This is a genomic window from Streptomyces lancefieldiae (assembly GCF_031845825.1).
Classification (GTDB): domain Bacteria; phylum Actinomycetota; class Actinomycetes; order Streptomycetales; family Streptomycetaceae; genus Streptomyces; species Streptomyces lancefieldiae.
Genome location: NZ_JAVRFH010000035.1, coordinates 15,187 through 36,377, shown reverse-complemented (window position 1 = coordinate 36,377; position 21,191 = coordinate 15,187). Strand labels below are relative to the sequence as shown.

Below are 21,191 nucleotides of genomic sequence, written 5' to 3'. Positions count from 1 at the left end.
GTTCACGTCGGGGACCTACAGTAACCCTGACAGTGGTGTTCAGCTTAAAGGAGCGACCGGTGACACCGGAGAGCCAGGCCAGGACCCCCGCACACGGGCAGCCGGGCGACAAGCCTCACCCCCGTCGTGCCGAGGAGCACGAGCACCACGACCAGGCCCGGGGGCATCGGCACCACGAGGGGGCGCACCCGTCCCCCACCGCACCGAATCCGCGTCGGTGGTTCATCCTGACGCTGATGTGCATGGCCCAGTTCATGCTCATCGTGGATGTGACCGTGGTGAACGTCGCGCTGCCGTCGATCGGCGATGACCTCGCCCTCTCGCCGGCCGCGACGACCTGGGTCGTCACCGCGTACACACTGCTCTTCGGCAGCCTGCTGCTGCTCGGCGGGCGGCTCGGCGACTTCCTCGGCCGACGGCGTACGTTCCTCGGCGGCCTGGCGCTGTTCACCGCGGCGTCACTGGTCTCGGGGCTGGCCGAGACCAGCGGCGTGCTGATCGCCGCCCGCGCCGCGCAGGGTGTCGGCGCGGCCTTCCTCTCGCCTGCCGCCATGGCCATGGTGATGGCCACGTTCCAGGGTCCCGAGCGCCATCGCGCCCTGGGTGTCTGGGCGGCGATCGGCGGCACGGGCGCGGCGTTCGGCGTGCTCCTCGGCGGCGTGCTGACCTCGGGGCCGGGCTGGGAGTGGGCGTTCCTCGTCAACGTACCGATCGGCCTCATGGTGCTCTTCCTGGTGCCCGTCCTGGTCAGGGAGGACGGGCCGACCACCGGGCCCGGAGGCCGGCACAAGGGCGTGGACCTGCCGGGAGCGCTCACCATGACGGCGATGCCCGCCCTGCTCATCTACGGCCTGGTGCAGGCCCGCGACCACGGCTTCGGTGACGCGTTCGCGTGGGGCCCGCTGCTCGCTTCGGCGCTCTGCGCGGCCCTGTTCGTGCGGGCGGAGCGCGCCGCGGTCTCCCCGCTCGTGCGGCTCCCCTTCCTGGCACGGCGCTCCATGGCCGGCGGCTGCCTGCTCATGCTGGCCTCCGCGGGCGTGCTGATCTCCGGGTTCTTCCTGTGCTCGCTCCACCTGCAGCACGTGCTGGGCCACAGCGCCCTGCGCACCGGCCTGATGTTCCTCCCGGCGGCGTTGGCCACCACCGTCGGAGCACATCTGGCCTCCCGGGCGGTGCCGCGGATCGGTTGGCGCCCGACGTCCGCCTCGGGTCTGGTCCTCGCAGCGGTCGGCGCTCTGCTCCTGTCCGGTGTCGACCGCGGCAACGCCTGGACCGAGGTCCTGCCGGGATTCGTCCTGCTCTCCTTCGGCCTCGGCATCGGTTTCGTCTGCGCCATCACCAGCGCGATGCACGGCGTGGGCCACCTGGACGCGGGGCTCGGTTCGGGTCTGGTGAACACCGCGCACGAACTCGGCGCCTCGCTGGGCATCGCGGTGGTCACGGCCGTCGCGGGCACGAGCCTGGAGGGCGCCGCCGGCACCCCTTCGCTCGACGGCCTGGGCAACGCCTTCGTGACCTGTGCGGTCATCTCGGCCGTCGCGGCCGTCGGCGGCCTCATGCTGCTGCCCAAGGAACGCCCCGACCCGTCGGCGGGACCCGTCATGGCCCACTGACCCACTGACTCGCCGCCCCGCCGGCGCCGCACCGGCCGGGTGCGGCGCCGTACGGCACGGGATCGCCCTTTCGGGAAATGCCGACGGGGCGATTCGGCGTGCCGTGCGTAACGACTTCGGAGTCGACGGCAACTTCTCCGGCCCGGGCGATGACTCCCTGCACGCGGACAATGTCCGGCTGCCCACGGTCCGCAAGGCCGACAAGATCGTCGTCGTCGACGACGGACGGATCACCGAGGAGGGCGACCACGCGACTCTGCCGGCCCGTGACGGTGCCTACCGCCGCCTGTACGACAGGTACTTCCACCACCAGCGGCCCGACGACGACCCGCGCCCGCTCTCCGCCACCGCCACCGCCACCGCCACCGCCGAGAGCGCCGTCTCGGGCTTCTTGAAACGATAAACGGAGACACCACCACGGATCGACCCACACATCCAGGCCCGACTCAACAGAAGCCGTCAGACCCGTTGCCCCTCCCACCCTCAGCCCCTATGGTTACCTCGCTCCTCCCGATTGAATCGTTCAAATAGGTCCGCCGAAACGGCTGACCCGCTGATGCGTCAGGGAGACACATGACAACTCTCACCTCCCCGCCGAGACCCCCGAGGGTCGGCTCGAGGGGACGACTGCTCGCATGGGGCACCTGTCTTGCGGTCCTCGTCGGTCTGCTGGTGTCACCGGTGGCCGCCACCGCCTCGGCGGCCTCCGCGCCCGTCGTGGGCGGACTGACGACCAACGGGCGTGTCGATCCACTCGGCATACCCGGTCAGGACCCGGTCCTCGGCTGGCAGACGGAGTCGGTCCGGCGCGGCGTCACGCAGTCCGCGTACGAGATCAGGGTCGGTTCCTCACCGAGGGCCGCCGACGTGTGGCACTCGGGGCGGGTCGTCTCCTCCCGACAGGTGGATGTCGCCTACGGCGGGCCGGCCCTCAGGTCCGGCACCCGTTACCACTGGAGCGTCCGTGTCTGGGACGACAGGGGCACCGCGAGCGCGTGGAGCGCGCCGGCCTGGTTCGAGACGGGGCTGCTCACGGCGGACGACTGGGGGACGGCGGCGTGGGTGGGCAGGCCCGCCCCGTCGTACCGAGGCTGGACCGACTACTCGGCGACGCTGGAGTTCAGGCTCAACAGCGAAGCGTTCGGCACCTTCCTGCGCGCTCAGGGACCGGACAACGCCTACATGTGGCAGATCAACGTGGGCACCTCGAGTTCGGCCGTACCCCAACTGGCGCCGCACCGCCGGGTCAAGGGCACGTACACCAAGCTGGCGACGGTCGACCTCCGGCCGTTCGGCTTCACCCGGGACGCGCTGCTCGAGGGTACGCACGAGGTGACCTACGCCCTGGCCGGCGACACCGTCACCACCACCCTCGACGGTGTGGTCGTCGACACCCGGACGGTGACGGACTTCGGCCACGGCCAGGTGGGGTTGCGCACGTACGGTGCGGAGTCGGCCACCGTCACCTCGCTGAAGGTCACCGCGCCCGACGGCACGGTCCTCGCGGAACCCGACTTCGCGAGAAACCCCTTCGGCGGAGGGACGTTCGAGGGCCGGCAGGTCACCGTGTCGGGCAGCACCGACGCACTCCTCGTGCTGCCCCAGGACCACCAGCCCCTGCTGCGCACCGGTTTCAGCACCGCCGCGGGCAAGACCGTCAGGAGCGCGCGGATCTACGCCTCGGCCCACGGCGTCTACGAACTGTCCCTCAACGGCCGCAAGGTCGGTGACCAGTTCCTGGCACCGGGCTACACCGAGTACGCCAAGCGCGTCCAGTCGCAGACCTATGACGTGACGGACCTGGTCCGGGCGGGCGGCAACGGGTTCGGCGCCAGGCTCGGGGACGGCTGGTGGGCCGGGAAGATCGGGCTCGCGGGCAAGGGGCAGTACGGTACGGACCTGGCGCTCGTCGCGCGGCTGAGGATCACCTACAGCGACGGCAGCGTCCAGTGGGTGGACACCGACGACGGCTGGAAGTGGACTCCGGGGCCGTTCGTGGCGACGGACAACCAGCTCGGCGAGACCTACGACGCGCGCCACGAGCAGACCGGCTGGGACCGCGCGGGCTTCGACGACTCCGCCTGGGAACCGGTCGTCGTACGCACCTCCGACACGGCCAGGCTGTCCCCGCAGCCGGACGAGCCGGTGCGACAGACCCAGGTCCTCCCCACCGTCGCCGTCACCCGGCCCGGCAACGGCGTGACCGTGTACGACCTGGGGCAGAACATGGTGGGTGTGCCATGGGTGAGGATGACCGGCAAGGCCGGTCAGACCGTGCGGATCCGGCACGCCGAGGTGCTCAACCGGGACGGCACCATGTACACGGCGAACCTGCGGGCCGCCCTGGCGACCGACCACTACACCTTCGCCGCCGACGGCACGATCACCTACCGGCCGACCTTCACCCAGCACGGCTTCCGGTACATCGAGGTCACCGGCCTCGGCCAGGCTCCCGCCGCGGCGGACGTGAAAGGTGTCGTCCTCGGCTCCGACCTGCCCGGGACCGGAACTCTGCGGACCTCCGACGCCATGCTCAACAAGCTCGTCAGTAACGTCTCCTGGGGAGCGCGGGGCAACTTCCTGTCGATCCCCACCGACACGCCCGCTCGCGACGAGCGACTGGGCTGGACCGGCGACATCGGCATCTTCGCTCCCACCGCCGGCTACCTGAGTGACACCCGCGCCTTCCTCGGCAAGTGGATGCTCGATGTGCGCGACGAACAGAAGGGCAGCGGATCGATCCCGGCGGTCGTCCCGTCGACCAACGGCGCGTTCGACTCCAGCGGTGTCGGCTGGGAGGACGCCGTCATCACGGTGCCCCACGCGGTGTACCGGGCCTACGGCGACACCCGGATCGTGCGGGACAACTACCCCGCCATGAAGAAGTTCTTCGACTACGCCCGCACCAGCGCCGGTGCCGACCTGCTGGAGACCGGCCGGACCACGTTCTTCACCGGTGACTGGCTGCACCTCGACGATCCTTCCGACCAGGGCGTGATCGGCACGGCCATCTGGGCGCAGGACGTACGGATGATGGCCGAGATGGCGCGTGCCGTCGGGCGCGACGCCGAGGCGGACGAGTACGCCGGCCTCCACGAGGACGTGCGGCGGGCGTTCACGAACGCCTACGTGGCCCAGGACGGCACGGTGCTCGGGAACTCGCAGACCGGATACGCCCTCGCCCTCGGCATGGACCTGATCACCGATGCGACCCTGCGGGCGAAGGCGGGCCAGAGGTTCGTGGCCAAGCTGGCCCGGACGGACAACCACCTGCGGACCGGCTTCATCGGCACCCCGTGGCTGCTGCCCGCGCTGTCCCGCATCGGCCGGGACGACCTGGCCTACACGCTGCTCCTCAAGGAGGACTACCCGTCGTGGGGCTATGAGATCAAGAACGGCGCCACCACGATCTGGGAGCGCTGGAACTCCATCCAGCCCGACGGCTCCTTCGGGCCGGTGGACATGAACTCCTTCAACCACTACGCCTACGGGGCGGTCGCCGACTGGATGCACCAGAACATCGGCGGTGTCCGGATCAACGACCCGGGTTACCGCAGCAGCGTCATCGAGCCCCGCATCGGTGGTGGACTGTCGGCGGGAGAAGGCCGCCTGCGGACCGTCTACGGCCTCCTGTCGAGCGCGTGGAAGGTGGCTGACGACGGTCTGACGATGAAGGTCACGGTGCCGGTCAACACCACGGCGCGGGTCGTCGTCCCCTCCGACCACCGGTACGCCGTCAAGGAGTCCGGGAAGCCGCTCGACGCGGTGGCCGGCGTCCGGGAGGTGGCCTACGACGAGGCCGGGCGGGCGACCGTGGTGACGGTCGGGTCCGGCACCTACACGTTCCGGGTGGCGGAGTCCTCCGTACCGCCGACCGGACCCGTCACGCGGTCATCGGTTTCGTAGCGTTCCCGCGTTCCGGCCGAGCCGGGGCTTTCGAGGCCGGCGTGGAGGAAGAGGACCCGCTCCTCACCACGTCGGCCTCCGTGCCCGTGGACGGTTCCACTGCCGCCTGCCGACCGGTGGGACCCGTACGGAACCCGATCCTCCCGTTCACTCGTCCTGGCAGGTGAGGACACGTGGACGGGAGACGATGGTGGAGCGGGTGGGCCGGGTGACGTCGGTGGTGCGGGCGGCGGCGCAGTGGTGGGCACGGCGCCCGGCGTGGACGCGCCCGGCGTGGAGGCGACGGGCGGGTGCGCGGGCCGGGTCGGCCTGGACGCGGGGGCGGGCGCTCGCCGCGGCCGCGGTGCTGACGGCCGCCCTGCTGGTGTTCCACAGGGCGGTCCCCAACACCGCGGTCGGGCTGGGCAGTCTGCTGGAGTCCTTCCTGCCGTGGCTGGGCCTGGTGGTCGTGGTCCTGCTCGCCCTGGCACTGCTGCGCCGTTCGGCCCTGGCACTGGTGGCCCTGCTCCTGCCGGTGGCGGCCTGGACGTACCTGTTCGGCCCGCTGCTCCTGCCCGCGCCGGACTCCGGCCCCGAAGACCTGGTCGTGGTGCAGCACAACGTCAGTGACGAGAACACCGATCCGGCGGGCACGGCCCGTGCGTTGGCCGCTGCCGAGCCCGACCTCATCGCGCTCCAGGAGCTGGTGCGTCCGGCGCTCGACGTGTACGTGAGAACCCTCGCGCCGGACTACCCGTACCGGACGGTCCGGGGCACGGTCGGGCTCTGGTCGAAACATCCGCTCACCGCCGACCGGACGCTCGACATCAAGCCCCGGGGCATCGAGGAGGAGTGGAGTCGCGGACTGCGGGCCGCAGTGCGCACCCCGCACGGCGAGATCGCCGTGTACGTCGCGCACCTGCCCTCGGTCCGTGTCGGGGCGGGCGGCCTCGCGTCCTCCTGGCGCGACGAGAGCGCCGGGCTGCTCGGCAGGGCCGTGGCGGCCGAGGAGTTGAACACGGTGATCCTGCTGGGCGACCTCAACGGCACGGTCGACGACCGCGCGCTGGATCCCCTGACCACACGGCTGAACGTGGCGGAGCGGGGCGTCGCCCTCAGCTTCCCCGCCGCCTTCCCGCTGGCCCGCATCGACCAGGTCATGGCCCGCTCGGCGACCGTCGGCCGCATCCGCGCCCTGCCCGCCACCGGCAGCGACCATCTGCCGGTGGTCGCCCGGGTCACCCGCCCTTACCTCTGACGTCATCGACCGCGGAACGGCACCGCGGCAGGATCGGTCACGTCGAAGCCCAACCGGCCGGAAGGACGCCATGTCTGCCTACGCGATAGCCCACTTGCAGGAAGCCGCCCCGCACCCGGAGATCGCCGAGTACATCGACCGCATCACCGCCACCTTCGAGCCGTACGGCGGCCGATTCCTCGTGCACGGGGCGCGGCACGAGGTGAAGGAGGGCGAGTGGCCGGGGCATGTCGTCGTGATCGGCTTCCCCTCACTCGCCCGGGCGCGGGCCTGGTGGGACTCCGCCGAGTACCAGGAGATCGCGCCGCTGCGCTCGCGGCACGTCGAGGGGGACATCATCCTGGTGCCGGGCGTTCCCGAGGACTACGACCCCATGCACACCGCCGGGGCCATGCGGGAGGCGCTGTCCGCGCGGTGACCGAGGACCGGAGAGCAAGCCCCTTGCGCGGCTTGCGTTAGCCTTGCGGTTGTGACGCGACGACTGGCTCAGGTGGCGAAGAAGGTTGGGGTCAGCGAGGCCACGGTCAGCCGGGTCCTCAATGGCAAGCCGGGGGTTTCCGAGGCGACCCGGCAGTCCGTGCTGAGCGCGTTGGACGTGCTCGGTTACGAGCGTCCGACGCAGTTGCGGGGTGAGCGGGCCCGGCTGGTGGGGCTGGTCCTGCCCGAACTGCAGAACCCGATCTTCCCGGCGTTCGCCGAGGTCATCGGTGGTGCGCTGGCGCAGCAGGGTCTGACGCCGGTGCTGTGCACGCAGACCAAGGGCGGCGTCTCCGAGGCCGACTACGTCGAACTGCTCCTGCAGCAGCAGGTGTCCGGGGTGGTCTTCGCGGGTGGGCTGTTCGCGCAGGCGGACGCGCCGCACGACCACTACCGGCTCCTCGCCGAGCGCAACATCCCGGTGGTCCTGATCAACGCGTCCATCCCCGACCTCGACTTCCCCTGCATCGCCTGCGACGACGCGGTGGCCGTCGAGCAGTCATGGCGGCACCTGGTCTCTCTCGGCCACGAACGCATCGGCCTGGTCCTCGGCCCCTCCGACCACATCCCCTCCCGCAGGAAGCTGGCCGCCGCACGGGAAGCCGCGGGCGCCATGAACGCGGAACTCCCCGAGGAGTTCGTCGAACGGTCGATGTTCGCGCTGGAAGGCGGCCAGGCAGCCGCGTCCCGTCTGCTGGAACGCGGGGTCACCGGCATCATCTGCGCCAGCGACCCCCTCGCACTCGGCGCCGTCCGCGCCGCCCGCCGGCGCGGACTCGCCGTACCCCGCGACGTGTCCGTCGTCGGCTACGACGACTCCGCCTTCATGACCTGCACCGAACCCCCGCTCACCACCGTCCGCCAGCCCATCGAGGCCATGGGCCGCGCCGCCGTCGACCTGCTCTGCGCCCAGATCCAGGGCAGCGAAGTACCCCACGGCGAGCTGCTCTTCGAGCCCGAACTCGTCGTCCGCGGCTCCACCGCACAGGCGGCGTCCGCCCAGTAGCGGTCCACGCGCATCCGCACACGCGCGCATCCGCACACGCGCACATGGCACATGCGCACATCCCCACATGGCACAGCGCCCAACGCCCGGCGCACACACTCGCGCACCCGCGTCGTCGCGGTGGCGCGCAACTCCCTTGCGTGAAATGGCAGTCGCTTGCGGCTGCGTGACGTAGCGCGTGAAAGTCCCTGATCCGGGGCGTCACCCGAGGCTCACCGAGGATTCACGGAGAACTTCCGGCCTGCCCGGCACCAAGATCGGCCTGCCCGGCCTGTGGACGACTCGACAGTTCTCTGCAACTCTCTGAGCGCTCAACGTAAATGCTGAAGAACTTTGAGTGTCCACACGGTGAGCGCATCCGACTGAGCCGTGCCTCGACGCCGTCCGGCGCGAGGCGGAGATCGGGGACAGATGAGAAACCGGAACTGGAGATCGCGGGCCCTGTGTGCCGTGGTCGCGGGCAGCCTCCTGGCGTTGGGAGGGCCCGTGCTGTCGGCCTCGGCAGCCGGTGGCCCCAACATCGCCTTGGGAGACGCCGCGTCCGCGAGCAGTGCGCACAGCGAGTACGGCGCCGCGAACATCACCGACGGCAACCAGAACTCGTACTGGCAGAGCGGAGGCACGAGCCTGCCCCAGTGGGTGCAGACCGACCTCGGCACCACCGAGCGGATCGACGAGGTCGTCCTGCGGCTGCCCGCCGGCTGGGAGCGGCGCGACCAGACGCTGTCCGTCCAGGGCAGCGCCGACGGCACCAGCTTCAGCACGCTGAAGACCTCCGCCACGCACCTTCAGCCCGGCGTCGGGCAACACGGTGACCGTGAGCTTCCCGGCCACGCAGACGCGGTTCGTGCGGGTCGGCGTCACGGCCAACACCGGGTGGCAGGCGGCCCAGCTCTCCGAACTCGAGGTCCACGCGGCCGGCGAGTCGTCGGTGAACCTCGCCGCCGGTCGCCGCCTCACGGCGAGCAGTTCGACGGGCCCGTACACGCCCGGCAACGGCAACGACGGCAACAAGGCCACCTACTGGGAGAGCACCAACAACGAGCTTCCGCAGTGGCTCCAGGCCGACCTCGGCACGTCCCGCCGGATCGACCGCGTCGTGCTGCGCCTGCCGGACGGCTGGGGAGCCCGCAGCCAGACCGTGAAGATCCAGGCGAGCGACAACGGCTCGGACTTCACCGACCTGACGGCGTCCAAGGCGTACACCTTCGACGCGGCGGGCGGTCAGTCCGCCACGATCGCCTTCGACGCGGCCACCACGCGCCACGTGCGCGTCCTGGTGACGGCGAACACCGGTCAGCCCGCCGCCCAGGTCTCCGAGCTCGAGATCTACGGCCCGGCAACAGGTGACACCCAGGCCCCGACCGCACCCGCGAACCTCGCCCTCACCGAGCCCGCGACCGGCCAGGTCAGGCTGACCTGGACCGCGTCCACGGACGACACGGCCGTCATCGGCTACGACGTCTACGCCAACGGGGACCTGGTGACGACGGTCGCCGGCGACGTCACGACGTACACCGACACCCGGCCGACCGGCACGACGGTCACCTACTACGTGCGGGCCAAGGACGCGGCCGGCAACCAGTCGGGCAACAGCAACAGCGTCACCCGCCGTGCCGACACCGGTGACACCCAGGCACCCACCGCGCCCGCGAACCTCACCCTCACCGAACCGGCGGCCGGTCAGATCAAGCTGACCTGGACCGCGTCCACGGACGACACGGCCGTCACCGGCTACGACGTCTACGCCAACAACACGCTCCGCAAGAGCGTCGCGGGCGACGTGACCACCTACACCGACACGCAGCCGGCCTCGGCGAACGTGACCTACCACGTGCGGGCGAGGGACGCGGCCGGCAACCAGTCGGGCGCCAGCAACTCCGTGACCCGCGACGGTACCGGGGACGGTTCGAACCTGGCCGTCGGCAAGCCGATCAGCGCCTCGTCCTTCATCCACACCTACGTGGCCCGCAACGCCAACGACAACGACGTGGCGACCTACTGGGAGGGGGCGGCGGGCAGCTACCCGAATACGCTCACCCTCGATCTGGGGGCCGACGCGACCTCAGCGGTGTCGTGCTCCAGCTCAATCCGGACCACAGCTGGTCGAAGCGCACCCAGACCATCCAGGTGCTCGGCCGGAAGCAGGACGCCTCCGGCTTCACCAGCCTGGTGGCCGCGAAGGACTACGTCTTCGACCCGGCGAACGGCGGCAACAAGGTGACCGTGCCCGTCGACGCCCGCGTCGCCGACGTCCAGCTCAGGTTCACCTCCAACACCGGTGCGACGGCCGGGCAGATCGCCGAGTTCCAGGTCATCGGCACCCCCGCGCCCAACCCCGACCTGGAGGTGACGAAGCTGACCTCCTCCCCCGCCTCGCCTGTCGAGTCGGACGAGATCACCGTGTCCGCCACCGTCCGCAACAGCGGCCCGGCCCCTGCTCCGGCCGGCGAGGTCGCCCTGCGACTGGGCGACACCGAGGCGCCACGGCCGAGGTCGGCGCCCTGGCGGCAGGTGCGCAGAGCACGGTCAGCGCGTCCGTCGGGGCACGCGAGGCCGGCTCCTACGAACTGAGCGCGGTCGCCGACGCGGCGAACGAGATCACCGAGCAGAACGAGACCAACAACACCTACACGAGGCCGGAACCGTTGGTGGTCAAGCCGGTCCAGAGCTCCGACCTGGTCGCCGCCTCGGTCACCCCCTCCCCCTCCGGCCCCGCCGCCGGTGACGACGTGACGTTCAAGGTCGCGCTCCGCAACCAGGGCACCCAGGACTCCGCGGGCGGCGGCCACGCGGTGACGCTCGCCCTGGTCGACTCCAAGGGCGCCACGGTGAAGACCCTGACCGGCGCGCACTCCGGAGTCATCGCCGCCGGCACGACGGCCCCGGCCGTGGGTCTCGGCACCTGGAAGGCGGCCAACGGCTCGTACACCGTGAAGGTGACGGTCGCCGACGACGCGAACGAACTGCCGGTCAAGCGGGAGAACAACACCTCCACGCAGCCGCTGTTCGTCGGGCGCGGCGCCAACATGCCGTACGACATGTACGAGGCGGAGGACGGCGCGGTCGGCGGCGGCGCCGAGGTGGTCGGCCCCAACCGGACCATCGGCGACCTCGCGGGCGAGGCGTCCGGCCGCAGGGCCGTCCACCTGGACGCCACCGGCGAGTACGTCGAGTTCACCACGAGGGCGGACACCAACACCCTGGTGACCCGCTTCTCGATCCCGGACGCGCCGGGTGGCGGCGGCATCGACTCCACGATCAACGTGTACGTCGACGGCGTCATGAAGAAGGCGCTCCCGCTCACGTCGAAGTACGCCTGGCTGTACGGCAACGAGGCCGCGCCCGGCAACTCCCCCGGCGAAGGCGCGCCGCGTCACATCTACGACGAGGCGCACCTCATGCTGGGCGAGACCGTCCCGGCGGGCAGCAGGATCCGGCTGCAGAAGGACGCCGCGAACACGACCGACTACGCGATCGACTTCGTCAACCTGGAGCAGGTCGCCCCGGTGGCGAACCCCGACCCGGCGGCGTACGCGGTGCCCGCCGGATTCACGCACCAGGACGTGCAGAACGCGCTGGACCGGGTCCGCATGGACAGCACCGGCACGCTGGCCGGTGTGTACCTGCCGCCCGGCGACTACCAGACGTCGAGCAAGTTCCAGGTGTACGGCAAGGCGGTCAAGGTGGTGGGCGCCGGTCCCTGGTTCACCCGGTTCCGGGCGCCGTCGACGCAGGGCAACACGGACGTCGGTTTCCGGGCCGACGCCACCGCGAAGGGCTCGTCCTTCGCGAACTTCGCCTACTTCGGCAACTACACGTCCCGCATCGACGGGCCGGGCAAGGTGTTCGACTTCTCCAACGTGTCGGACATCGTGATCGACAACATCTGGAACGAGCACATGGTGTGCCTGTACTGGGGCGCCAACACCGACCGGATCACCATCAAGAACTCCCGGATCCGCAACATGTTCGCCGACGGCGTCAACATGACCAACGGCTCGACCGACAACCTCGTCTCCAACAACGACGCCCGCGCGACCGGTGACGACAGCTTCGCGCTCTTCTCGGCGATCGACGCGGGCGGCGCGGACATGAAGAACAACCTCTACGAGAACCTCACGACGACGCTGACCTGGCGCGCCGCGGGTCTCGCCGTGTACGGCGGCTACAACAACACCTTCCGCAACATCCACATCGCCGACACGCTCGTCTACTCCGGCATCACCATCAGTTCGCTGGACTTCGGCTACCCGATGAACGGCTTCGGCACCGATCCGACGACCTTCGAGAACATCTCGGTCGTCCGGGCCGGCGGTCATTTCTGGGGGCAGCAGACCTTCCCCGGCATCTGGGTGTTCTCCGCCTCCAAGGTGTTCCAGGGCATCCGCGTGAACAACGTCGACGTCGTCGATCCGACCTACAGCGGCATCATGTTCCAGACGAACTACGTGGGCGGGCAGCCGCAGTTCCCGATCAAGGACACGGTCTTCACCGACATCTCCGTCACGGGCGCGCACAAGAGCGGTGACGCGTTCGACGCCAAGTCCGGTTTCGGCCTCTGGGCCAACGAGATGCCCGAGGCGGGGCAGGGCCCGGCGGTCGGCGAGGTCATCTTCAACGGGCTGAAGCTCGGCGACAACACCGTGGACATCCGGAACACCACGTCCACCTTCAAGATCGTCCGAAACCCGTAGACCGCACGGGCCGTGCCGACCTTTGTCGGTCGGTTCACTGACAGGCGCAAGTCTCTTGCGAGGCTTGCGCTAGTCTTGCGTATGTGACGCGACGACTTGCTCAAGTAGCGAAGAAGGTTGGGGTCAGCGAGGCCACGGTCAGCCGGGTCCTCAATGGCAAGCCGGGGGTTTCCGAGGCGACCCGGCAGTCCGTGCTGAGCGCGTTGGACGTGCTCGGTTACGAGCGTCCGACGCAGTTGCGGGGTGAGCGGGCCCGGCTGGTGGGGCTGGTCCTGCCCGAACTGCAGAACCCGATCTTCCCGGCGTTCGCCGAGGTCATCGGTGGTGCGCTGGCGCAGCAGGGTCTGACGCCGGTGCTGTGCACGCAGACCAAGGGCGGCGTCTCCGAGGCCGACTACGTCGAACTGCTCCTGCAGCAGCAGGTGTCCGGGGTGGTCTTCGCGGGTGGGCTGTTCGCGCAGGCGGACGCGCCGCACGACCACTACCGGCTCCTCGCCGAGCGCAACATCCCGGTAGTGCTGATCAACGCGTCCATCCCCGACCTCGACTTCCCCTGCATCGCCTGCGACGACGCGGTGGCCGTCGAGCAGTCCTGGCGGCACCTGGTCTCCCTCGGCCACGAACGCATCGGCCTGGTCCTCGGCCCCTCCGACCACATCCCCTCCCGCAGGAAGCTGGCCGCCGCACGGGAAGCCGCGGGCGCCATGAACGCGGAACTCCCCGAGGAGTTCGTCGAACGGTCGATGTTCGCGCTGGAAGGCGGCCAGGCAGCCGCGTCCCGTCTGCTGGAACGCGGGGTCACCGGCATCATCTGCGCCAGCGACCCCCTCGCACTCGGCGCCGTCCGCGCCGCCCGCCGGCGCGGACTCGCCGTACCCCGCGACGTGTCCGTCGTCGGCTACGACGACTCCGCCTTCATGACCTGCACCGAACCCCCGCTCACCACCGTCCGCCAGCCCATCGAGGCCATGGGCCGCGCCGCCGTCGACCTGCTCTGCGCCCAGATCCAGGGCAGCGAAGTACCCCACAGGGAACTGCTCTTCGAGCCCGAACTCGTCGTCCGCGGCTCCACCGCACAGGCGGCCGTCCGGTAACAAGCACCCCGTCATCTGCGGCTTGCTGTCATACAATTACGAAATCAGCGCGAGATATTGCGTTCACTTGTTCACGGTGGTTGAGTGAGCGGCGCCCCACAACGCATCGGCGGTGGGGCGCCTTCCACGTTCATGCCCGAAGGGGACCACCCATGAGAAGTGCTCGGTTCCGCCGTACTCGCCGTGCCGGCGCCATCACGCTCGTCTCCGCTCTCACCCTGACCGCTCTGGCCGCCTGCGGCACGAGCAGCAGCGACGACGGCGGCGGTTCCGAAGGCGGCAGTGGGTCCTCCGACCCGGCTGCTCCGCTGGACCCGAAGACCAAGGTGACGATCACCATCGACTGCATGCCCCCGGCGGCGAAGGCGGCCGAGCTGAAGGAGTGGAAGGAGGACGTCAAGGAGTTCAACAAGACGTACCCCAACGTCACCATCGAGGGCCGTTCCACCCCGGGCCAGTGCCTGGAGCCGCCGCGCTTCACGGCGATGCTGAAGGCCAAGTCGCAGCCCGACGTCTTCTACACGTACTTCACCGACCTCCCCCAGGTACTGGACAACGACGGCGCCGAGGACATCACCGCCTACGTCAACGACAGGACGGTCCCGCTCCTGAAGGACATCGACCCGAACGTCCTCGGCTCGCTCAAGCACGGGAACAAGCTCTACGGCCTGCCCACGAGCAACTACACGATGGGCCTGCTGATCAACCGGAAGCTCTTCGAGAGGGCCGGACTCGACCCGGACGCCCCGCCGCGCACCTGGGACGAGGTCCGCACCGCCGCCAAGAAGATCGCCGACCTGGGCGACGGCATCGCCGGCTTCGGCGAGTACAGCGCGGGCAACACCGGCGGCTGGCACTTCACCGCCCAGATGTACAGCCTCGGCGGCGAGGTCGTCGACGCGAGCGGCAGGAAGGCGGCGTTCAACGACGAGCTGGGCAAGCAGGTCGCCGAGAACCTCCACGCCATGCGCTGGGAGGACGAGAGCATGGGCAAGACCCAGCTGCTCAAGTGGGGCGACCTGCAGAAGCAGATCGCCACCGACAAACTCGGCATGTTCCTCGCCGCCCCCGACGACATCACGTACATGGTCCAGCAACTCGGCGCGGACTACGAGAACTTCGGCATGGGCCCGATCCCGGGCGAGAAGAACACGCTGGCCGGCGGCAACAACTACATGATCAAGAAGGGGATATCCCCCGACAAGATCAAGGCCGGTGTCGCCTGGCTGAACTTCCAGAACCTCACCGTCGGCGAGGGGCAGTTCAACTGGGCCCGCAAGAAGACCGACAAGCTGCCGGTCGGCCTCCCGCAGCCCAACTTCTGGCTGAACGACTCGAAGAAGAAGGACGACGCGGCCCGGGTCGAGCACGCCACCATGCCGGTCGAGAACTTCAAGACGTTCATGGACAACCCGGTCCCGGGCATGGCCGAGCCGCCGAAGGCGCAGGAGGTCTACAAGGTCCTGGACAACGTGATGTCCGGCATCCTCACCAACGAGGACGCCGACATCGACAAGCTGCTCTCCACCGCCGAGCAGCAGGTCAACCAGGTTCTGGCCACGCAGTGACCGGCCTTCTCGGGGGGCGGGCCGCACCGCCCCCCGGGGCCCATGAGACCAGTCCCAAGGAGCGACGATGTCGGCCCCCAGCCTGACCCCGAGCAAGGCGGCGAGAGCCCGCCACTCCCAGCCGCCGGTGGACGGCCCGCCACCGCCCGGCGGGTCCTTCGGCAGGAGCCTGAGGCGCAATCTCACGGCGCACGGCTTCCTGATCGGAGCGGTCCTCTGCTTCGCGCTGTTCTCCTGGTACCCCATGGTCCGGGAGTTCTTCCTCGCCTTCCAGAAGACGGACCGGGGCGAGGTCTCCTGGGTCGGCCTGGACAACCTGGAGACGGTCTTCAACGACCCGGCCTTCTGGCAGGCGTGGCGCAACACACTCCTGTTCACCGTGCTGGCCCTGCTCTTCGGCTTCGCCGTGCCGTTCGTCGTCGCGATCGTCATCAACGAACTGAGGCACGGCAAGGGATATCTGCGGCTGCTGGTGTACCTGCCGGTGATGCTGCCCCCGGTCGCCGCCGTGCTGCTCTTCAAGTACCTGTACGACCCCGGCTACGGCCTGCTCAACGAGCTGTTCGGCGCCGTAGGACTGCCTGAGCAGCAATGGCTCCAGGACCCCGACCTCTCCATGCTCTCCGTGGTCATCGCCTCGACCTGGATGAACATGGGCGGCGCGGCCCTCATCTACCTCGCCGCGCTCCAGGGCATCCCCGGGGAGCTGTACGAGGCGGCGGAGCTGGACGGAGCCGGGCTGCTGCGCAAGATCTGGCACGTGACGATCCCACAGACGCGGCTCATCCTCTCGCTGATGCTGCTCATGCAGATCATCGCCACCATGCAGGTCTTCGTCGAACCCTTCCTGCTCACCGGCGGCGCCGGCCCCGAGGGCTCGACCACCACCGTCGTCTACCTCATCTACCAGTACGCCTTCAACTTCAACAACTACGGTGCCGCGGCGGCCCTGGGTCTGCTGCTCCTCGTACTCCTCGCCGGATTCTCGGCGGTGTACGTGAAGCTCAGCCGCGCCGAGGACGAGTAGGCCGGGGGATCACCACAGATGTCCACACGCACGCTCATCTCGCCGGCCCAGCTCGCCAGGCCCCGCGGCAAGGTCCTCTACTGGGTGACGTTCGGCGTCGTCGTCACGGTGTTCACCGTGGTCTTCCTCGGCCCGATGTACTGGATGATCTCCAGTGGGTTCAAGGACACCCAGGAAGTCGTCCGGACACCGCCGACGCTGGTGCCCGACTCCTTCGAGCCCGAGAACTACTCGCGGGCGTGGGACGTCATGGACCTGGCCGGCCTGCTGGGGAACACCCTGTTCTACGCCTTCGGCGCACTGGCCTTCCAACTGGTCCTCGACGTGGCGGCGGCGTACTCGCTGTCCAAACTCCGCCCGGTCTTCGGCAAGGCCATCCTCGGCATGATGCTGGCGACGCTGATGATCCCGGCGACCGTGCTGGTCGTGCCGCAGTACCTGACGGTGCTCGACGTGCCGGTCTTCGAACGCAATCTGCTCAACACCCCGTGGGCGATCTGGCTCCCGTCGGTGACGAACGCCTTCAACATCTTCCTGCTGAAGCGGTTCTTCGACTCGATTCCGAAGGAGCTGCTGGACGCCGCCGCCATGGACGGCGCCTCGCCGATGCGCACGCTCCGGTCGATCGTCCTGCCGATCTCGCGGCCGATCCTCGGCGTGGTGTCCATCTTCGCGATCGTGGGCGTCTGGAAGGACTTCCTCTGGCCCATGCTGACGCTGCCCGACCCGTCCAAGCAGACGCTGAACGTCGGGATCTACTCCCTGTCCAACGGCGTGCCCATGAACGTGCTGATCGCCGCGCTCACCATGGCCTCACTGCCGACCCTGATCATCTTCCTGATCTTCCAGCGCAACATCATGAGCGGGCTCACCGCGGGTGGGCTCAAGGGCTGAGGCCCCGGCCCACCCGGAAGCCTCCCACCCGCACGGAAGCCTCCACCCCCGCACGGGCCCCCGCCCGCACGGCTCGTCCCCTCAAACCTTCGCCGCCGGCCCGTCCGACGCCCCGCTGTCCGGGCCGGCGGCGGAGATCACCCCTGCCCGAAAGGACCGTCACGTGGCAGCCCCTCACCCGCACCGCACCGAAGACTGGTGGCGCGACGCCGTCATCTACCAGGTGTACCCCCGCAGTTTCGCCGACGGTGACGGCGACGGCACCGGTGACCTCGCGGGCGTCCGGGCAAGACTGCCGTACCTCGCCGAACTCGGCGTGGACGCCGTCTGGTTCACCCCCTGGTACGTCTCGCCGCTCGTCGACGGCGGTTACGACGTCGCCGACTACCGCACGATCGACCCCGCCTTCGGCACCCTCGGCGAGGCCGAGAAACTGATCGCCGAGGCCCGGGAGTCGGGCATCCGCACCATCGTCGACATCGTCCCCAACCACGTCTCCGACCAGCACGCCTGGTTCCAGGAGGCGCTGGCGGCCGGCCCGGGCAGCGCGGCGCGGGAGCGCTTCCACTTCCGTCCCGGACGCGGCGAGCACGGTGAGCTCCCGCCCAACAACTGGCCCTCCCAGTTCTCCGGACGCACCTGGACCCGGGTCCCCGACGGCGAGTGGTACCTCCACCTCTTCGCCCCGGAGCAGCCGGACCTCAACTGGGCCCACCCCGAGGTGCGGCAGGAGCACGAGAGCGTGCTGCGCTTCTGGTTCGAACGCGGCGTCGCCGGGGTACGCATCGACTCCGCCGCCCTGCTGGCGAAGGACCCCGCGCTCGCGGACTTCGAGGAGGGCGTCGACCCGCACCCGTACATCGACCTCGACGAACTGCACGACATCTACCGCTCCTGGAGGGCGATCGCCGACGAGTACGGGGCCGTCTTCGTGGGGGAGGTGTGGCTGCCCGACGCCGAACGCTTCGCCCGCTACCTGCGGCCCGACGAACTGCACACCGCCTTCAACTTCAACTTCCTGTCCTGCCCCTGGGACGCGGACCGGCTGCGCCGCACGATCGACGACACCCTCGCCGAGCACGCCCCCGTCGGCGCCCCCGCCACCTGGGTGCTCTGCAACCACGACGTGACCCGCACCGTGACCCGGTACGGCCGTGCGGACACCGGGTTCGACTTCGCGAAGAAGGCCTTCGGCACCCCGACCGACCTGGTGCTCGGGACCCGGCGCGCCCGGGCCGCCGCACTGCTGACCCTGGCCCTGCCCGGGTCCGTGTACCTGTACCAGGGGGAGGAACTCGGCCTGCCCGAGGCCGACGTCCCGCTCGTCCGCATCCAGGACCCGATGCACTTCCGCTCCGGGGGCACCGATCCCGGCCGGGACGGCTGCCGGGTCCCGCTGCCCTGGTCGGCCGACGCCCCGTACTGCGGTTTCGGCTCCGACACGGAGCCCTGGCTGCCACAGCCGGAGGGCTGGTCGGCGTACGCGGCGGACCGCCAGAGCGCCGACCCGGAGTCGATGCTCTCGCTCTACCGCGATGCACTGCGCCTGCGACGCTCCACCGAGGGTTTCGGCGACGGCCCCCTGAGTTGGCTGCCCGCGCCGGACGGCGCGCTCGCGTTCGCACGCGCGGACGGCCTGATCTGTGTCGTCAACCTGGCCGAGGAGCCCATCGGACTGCCCGCGCACGACACGCTCCTGCTCCGCAGCGGGCCCCTCGACGCGGACGGCCGGCTGCCGCGGGACACGGCGGTGTGGCTGCGCGCCTGAGGTGACGCGGGCGGCGCCCCGGCCGGTGGGCCGACCGGTCGGGGGCGGCGCCGTCGCCGGTCGCCCCGGAGGGAGGCAGAATCGGGGCAGGAGGCCGTGGGAGGAGGCGAACGCGTGCGGGAACGACCGTGGCTGCACGAACGCCGTCCTCCGCAGCCCCTCGTCGGCGGCCGCCGGGCCCTCAAGGCCGCCCTGCGGCCGGTGACGGAGGCGGTGCGCGCCCGACGCCGGCTGGCCTGGCTGAACGAGGCCGGCATGCGCATCGGGACCACGCTGGACCTGCGGCGCACGGCCGAGGAACTGGCCGGCTTCACGGTGCCCGAACTGGCCGACGGGTGCGCGGTGGACCTGCTGGAGTCGGTGCTCCGGTTCCAGGAGGGGGACCGCCTCGGCAGGAGGTCGGGCACCGGCATCCCCGAGCTCCGCGCCATGGCGGTCTGCGAGGTGCCGGGGCTCGACCTGGCGCCGGACCCGGTCGGCGAGGTCTCCGTGTACACCGCCGACCGGCTCGTGCACAGGTGCCTGGCCACGCGGAAACCGGTACTGGTCACCCATATGGAGTCGTCCGACTTCCACGCCGTCGCGCCCACGCCCGAGGCCGCGGACCTGATGCGCCGCGCGCGTGTCCACTCGTACCTGGCGGTGCCGCTGATCGCCCGCGGGGTGCTGCTGGGCCTGGCCGACTTCGTCCGGGCCGGCAGCCGGTCGCCGTTCACCCGCGCCGACGTGGCGCTGGTCATGCAGCTCGCGTCCAGGGCCGCCGTGTACATCGACAACGCCCGGCTCTACGGACGGGAGCGCGAGCACGTGGTGACGCTGCAACGCGCCCTGCTCCCCCGCTCCAGCCCGAGCACGCCCGGCCTCGACGTGTCCTCGAGCTACGTCCCGGCCGGCGATCCGGCCGCAGTGGGCGGTGACTGGTTCGACGTCGTCGCGCTGCCCAGCGGCCGTACCGCGCTGATGGTGGGCGATGTGATGGGGCGCGGACTGGCCGCCGCCGCGACCATGGGCCGGCTGCGCACGGTGGCCCGGACCCTGATGGCGCTCGACATCGCACCCGAGCGGCTCCTGTCCCGGCTGGACCTGGCCGCCCGCGACCTGGAGGAGGACCAGGTCGCCACCTGCCTGTGCGCCGTCTACGACCCGTGCGGCGGCAGCTTCCGCATCGCCAGCGCCGGTCATCCGCCGCCGCTGCTGACGGGGCCGGACGGCACCGCCTCGTTCCTGGACGTGCCCGTCGGGGCGCCGCTGGGGACCGGCGTGATCCCGTACGACCCCGTCGACTGCCCCGTGCCGGAGCGAGGGCGGCTGACGCTCTACACGGACGGGCTGATCAGGTCGCGCGCCACCGACCTCACCACCCAGATGGACCGGCTGCGCCGAGCGGTCGCCGAGGACCTGCCCGGGGACGGCACGGTGTGCCAGGCGGTCACCGATCGGGTCGGCGGCGACCGGTCCGACGACGCGATCGTGCTCGTCGCCGCGGCCCGGCCCCTCGCTCCCGGGGACGAGGTGTACGTACGTACCCTCCTGCCGGACGGAAAGGCGGCCGGGCAGGCGCGTGCCGCGGTGCGCGAGCGGTTGGCGGCGTGGGGCCTGGAGGACCTGGTCGACACCACGGAGCTGGTGGTCAGCGAGCTGGTCGGCAACGCCCTGCGCTACGGGAACGCCCCGGGCGAGCTGCGGCTGCTGCGGCACGAGCGGCTGTCGGTGGAGGTCTCCGACTCCGGACCGGACCTGCCGCAGATCCAGCACGCCGGCGTGAGCGACGAGAGCGGGCGCGGTCTGCAGCTGATCAACATGCTGTGCCGACGCTGGGGCTCGTGCCGCACTCCCGACGGGAAGGTGGTCTGGGCCGAGCAGGACCTGCCGGTGCGGGCCGGACTGCCCGGCCCGCAGTGAGC

General features: G+C 70.3%; 12 protein-coding genes and 1 pseudogene. All 13 read left to right on the top strand.

Translation table 11 applies throughout. The features are described 5' to 3' along the window. The first annotated feature begins 59 nt into the window (after positions 1-59). The 13 genes and pseudogenes from RM812_RS28135 (at position 60) to RM812_RS28075 (ending at position 21,189) form a co-directional block, all read left to right on the top strand. Positions 60-1,613 (top strand): MFS transporter, encoded by a 1,554-nt coding sequence (locus RM812_RS28135; protein WP_311578089.1) that lies wholly within the window; start codon positions 60-62, stop codon positions 1,611-1,613. Between the two features lie 103 nt (positions 1,614-1,716). Then, on the top strand, positions 1,717-2,016 hold the full coding sequence (locus RM812_RS28130) for a hypothetical protein (protein WP_311578075.1): 300 nt from the start codon (positions 1,717-1,719) through the stop codon (positions 2,014-2,016). A 170-nt stretch (positions 2,017-2,186) separates the two neighbouring features. Next, complete coding sequence (locus RM812_RS28125) at positions 2,187-5,519, top strand: alpha-L-rhamnosidase (protein WP_311578072.1); 3,333 nt, start codon at positions 2,187-2,189, stop codon at positions 5,517-5,519. Between the two features lie 187 nt (positions 5,520-5,706). Next, the gene (locus RM812_RS28120; RefSeq protein WP_311578069.1) at positions 5,707-6,756 is read left to right on the top strand and encodes an endonuclease/exonuclease/phosphatase family protein; all 1,050 of its coding nucleotides are present in this window, start codon (positions 5,707-5,709) and stop codon (positions 6,754-6,756) included. A gap of 70 nt (positions 6,757-6,826) precedes the next feature. Beyond that, positions 6,827-7,174: a DUF1330 domain-containing protein gene (locus tag RM812_RS28115; protein ID WP_311578066.1), complete on the top strand. Its 348-nt coding sequence runs from the start codon at positions 6,827-6,829 to the stop codon at positions 7,172-7,174. Positions 7,175-7,225: 51 nt separating this feature from the next. Further along, complete coding sequence (locus RM812_RS28110; RefSeq protein ID WP_311578063.1) at positions 7,226-8,239, top strand: LacI family DNA-binding transcriptional regulator; 1,014 nt, start codon at positions 7,226-7,228, stop codon at positions 8,237-8,239. A 411-nt stretch (positions 8,240-8,650) separates the two neighbouring features. Then, a pseudogene (locus RM812_RS28105) lies at positions 8,651-12,936 on the top strand (discoidin domain-containing protein). A gap of 83 nt (positions 12,937-13,019) precedes the next feature. Next, positions 13,020-14,030 (top strand): LacI family DNA-binding transcriptional regulator, encoded by a 1,011-nt coding sequence (locus RM812_RS28100; protein ID WP_311578060.1) that lies wholly within the window; start codon positions 13,020-13,022, stop codon positions 14,028-14,030. 152 nt (positions 14,031-14,182) lie between these two features. After that, positions 14,183-15,598 carry an extracellular solute-binding protein gene (locus tag RM812_RS28095; protein WP_311578057.1) on the top strand — a complete coding sequence of 472 codons (1,416 nt, stop codon included), beginning with the start codon at positions 14,183-14,185 and terminating at the stop codon, positions 15,596-15,598. A 67-nt stretch (positions 15,599-15,665) separates the two neighbouring features. Continuing rightward, positions 15,666-16,625 (top strand): carbohydrate ABC transporter permease, encoded by a 960-nt coding sequence (locus tag RM812_RS28090; protein ID WP_311578053.1) that lies wholly within the window; start codon positions 15,666-15,668, stop codon positions 16,623-16,625. 18 nt (positions 16,626-16,643) lie between these two features. Next, positions 16,644-17,519 carry a carbohydrate ABC transporter permease gene (locus tag RM812_RS28085; RefSeq protein ID WP_311578050.1) on the top strand — a complete coding sequence of 292 codons (876 nt, stop codon included), beginning with the start codon at positions 16,644-16,646 and terminating at the stop codon, positions 17,517-17,519. 163 nt (positions 17,520-17,682) lie between these two features. Beyond that, positions 17,683-19,287 carry a glycoside hydrolase family 13 protein gene (locus tag RM812_RS28080; protein ID WP_311578046.1) on the top strand — a complete coding sequence of 535 codons (1,605 nt, stop codon included), beginning with the start codon at positions 17,683-17,685 and terminating at the stop codon, positions 19,285-19,287. 114 nt (positions 19,288-19,401) lie between these two features. Then, the gene (locus RM812_RS28075) at positions 19,402-21,189 is read left to right on the top strand and encodes an ATP-binding SpoIIE family protein phosphatase (RefSeq protein WP_311578012.1); all 1,788 of its coding nucleotides are present in this window, start codon (positions 19,402-19,404) and stop codon (positions 21,187-21,189) included. The last annotated feature ends 2 nt before the right edge of the window (positions 21,190-21,191 follow it).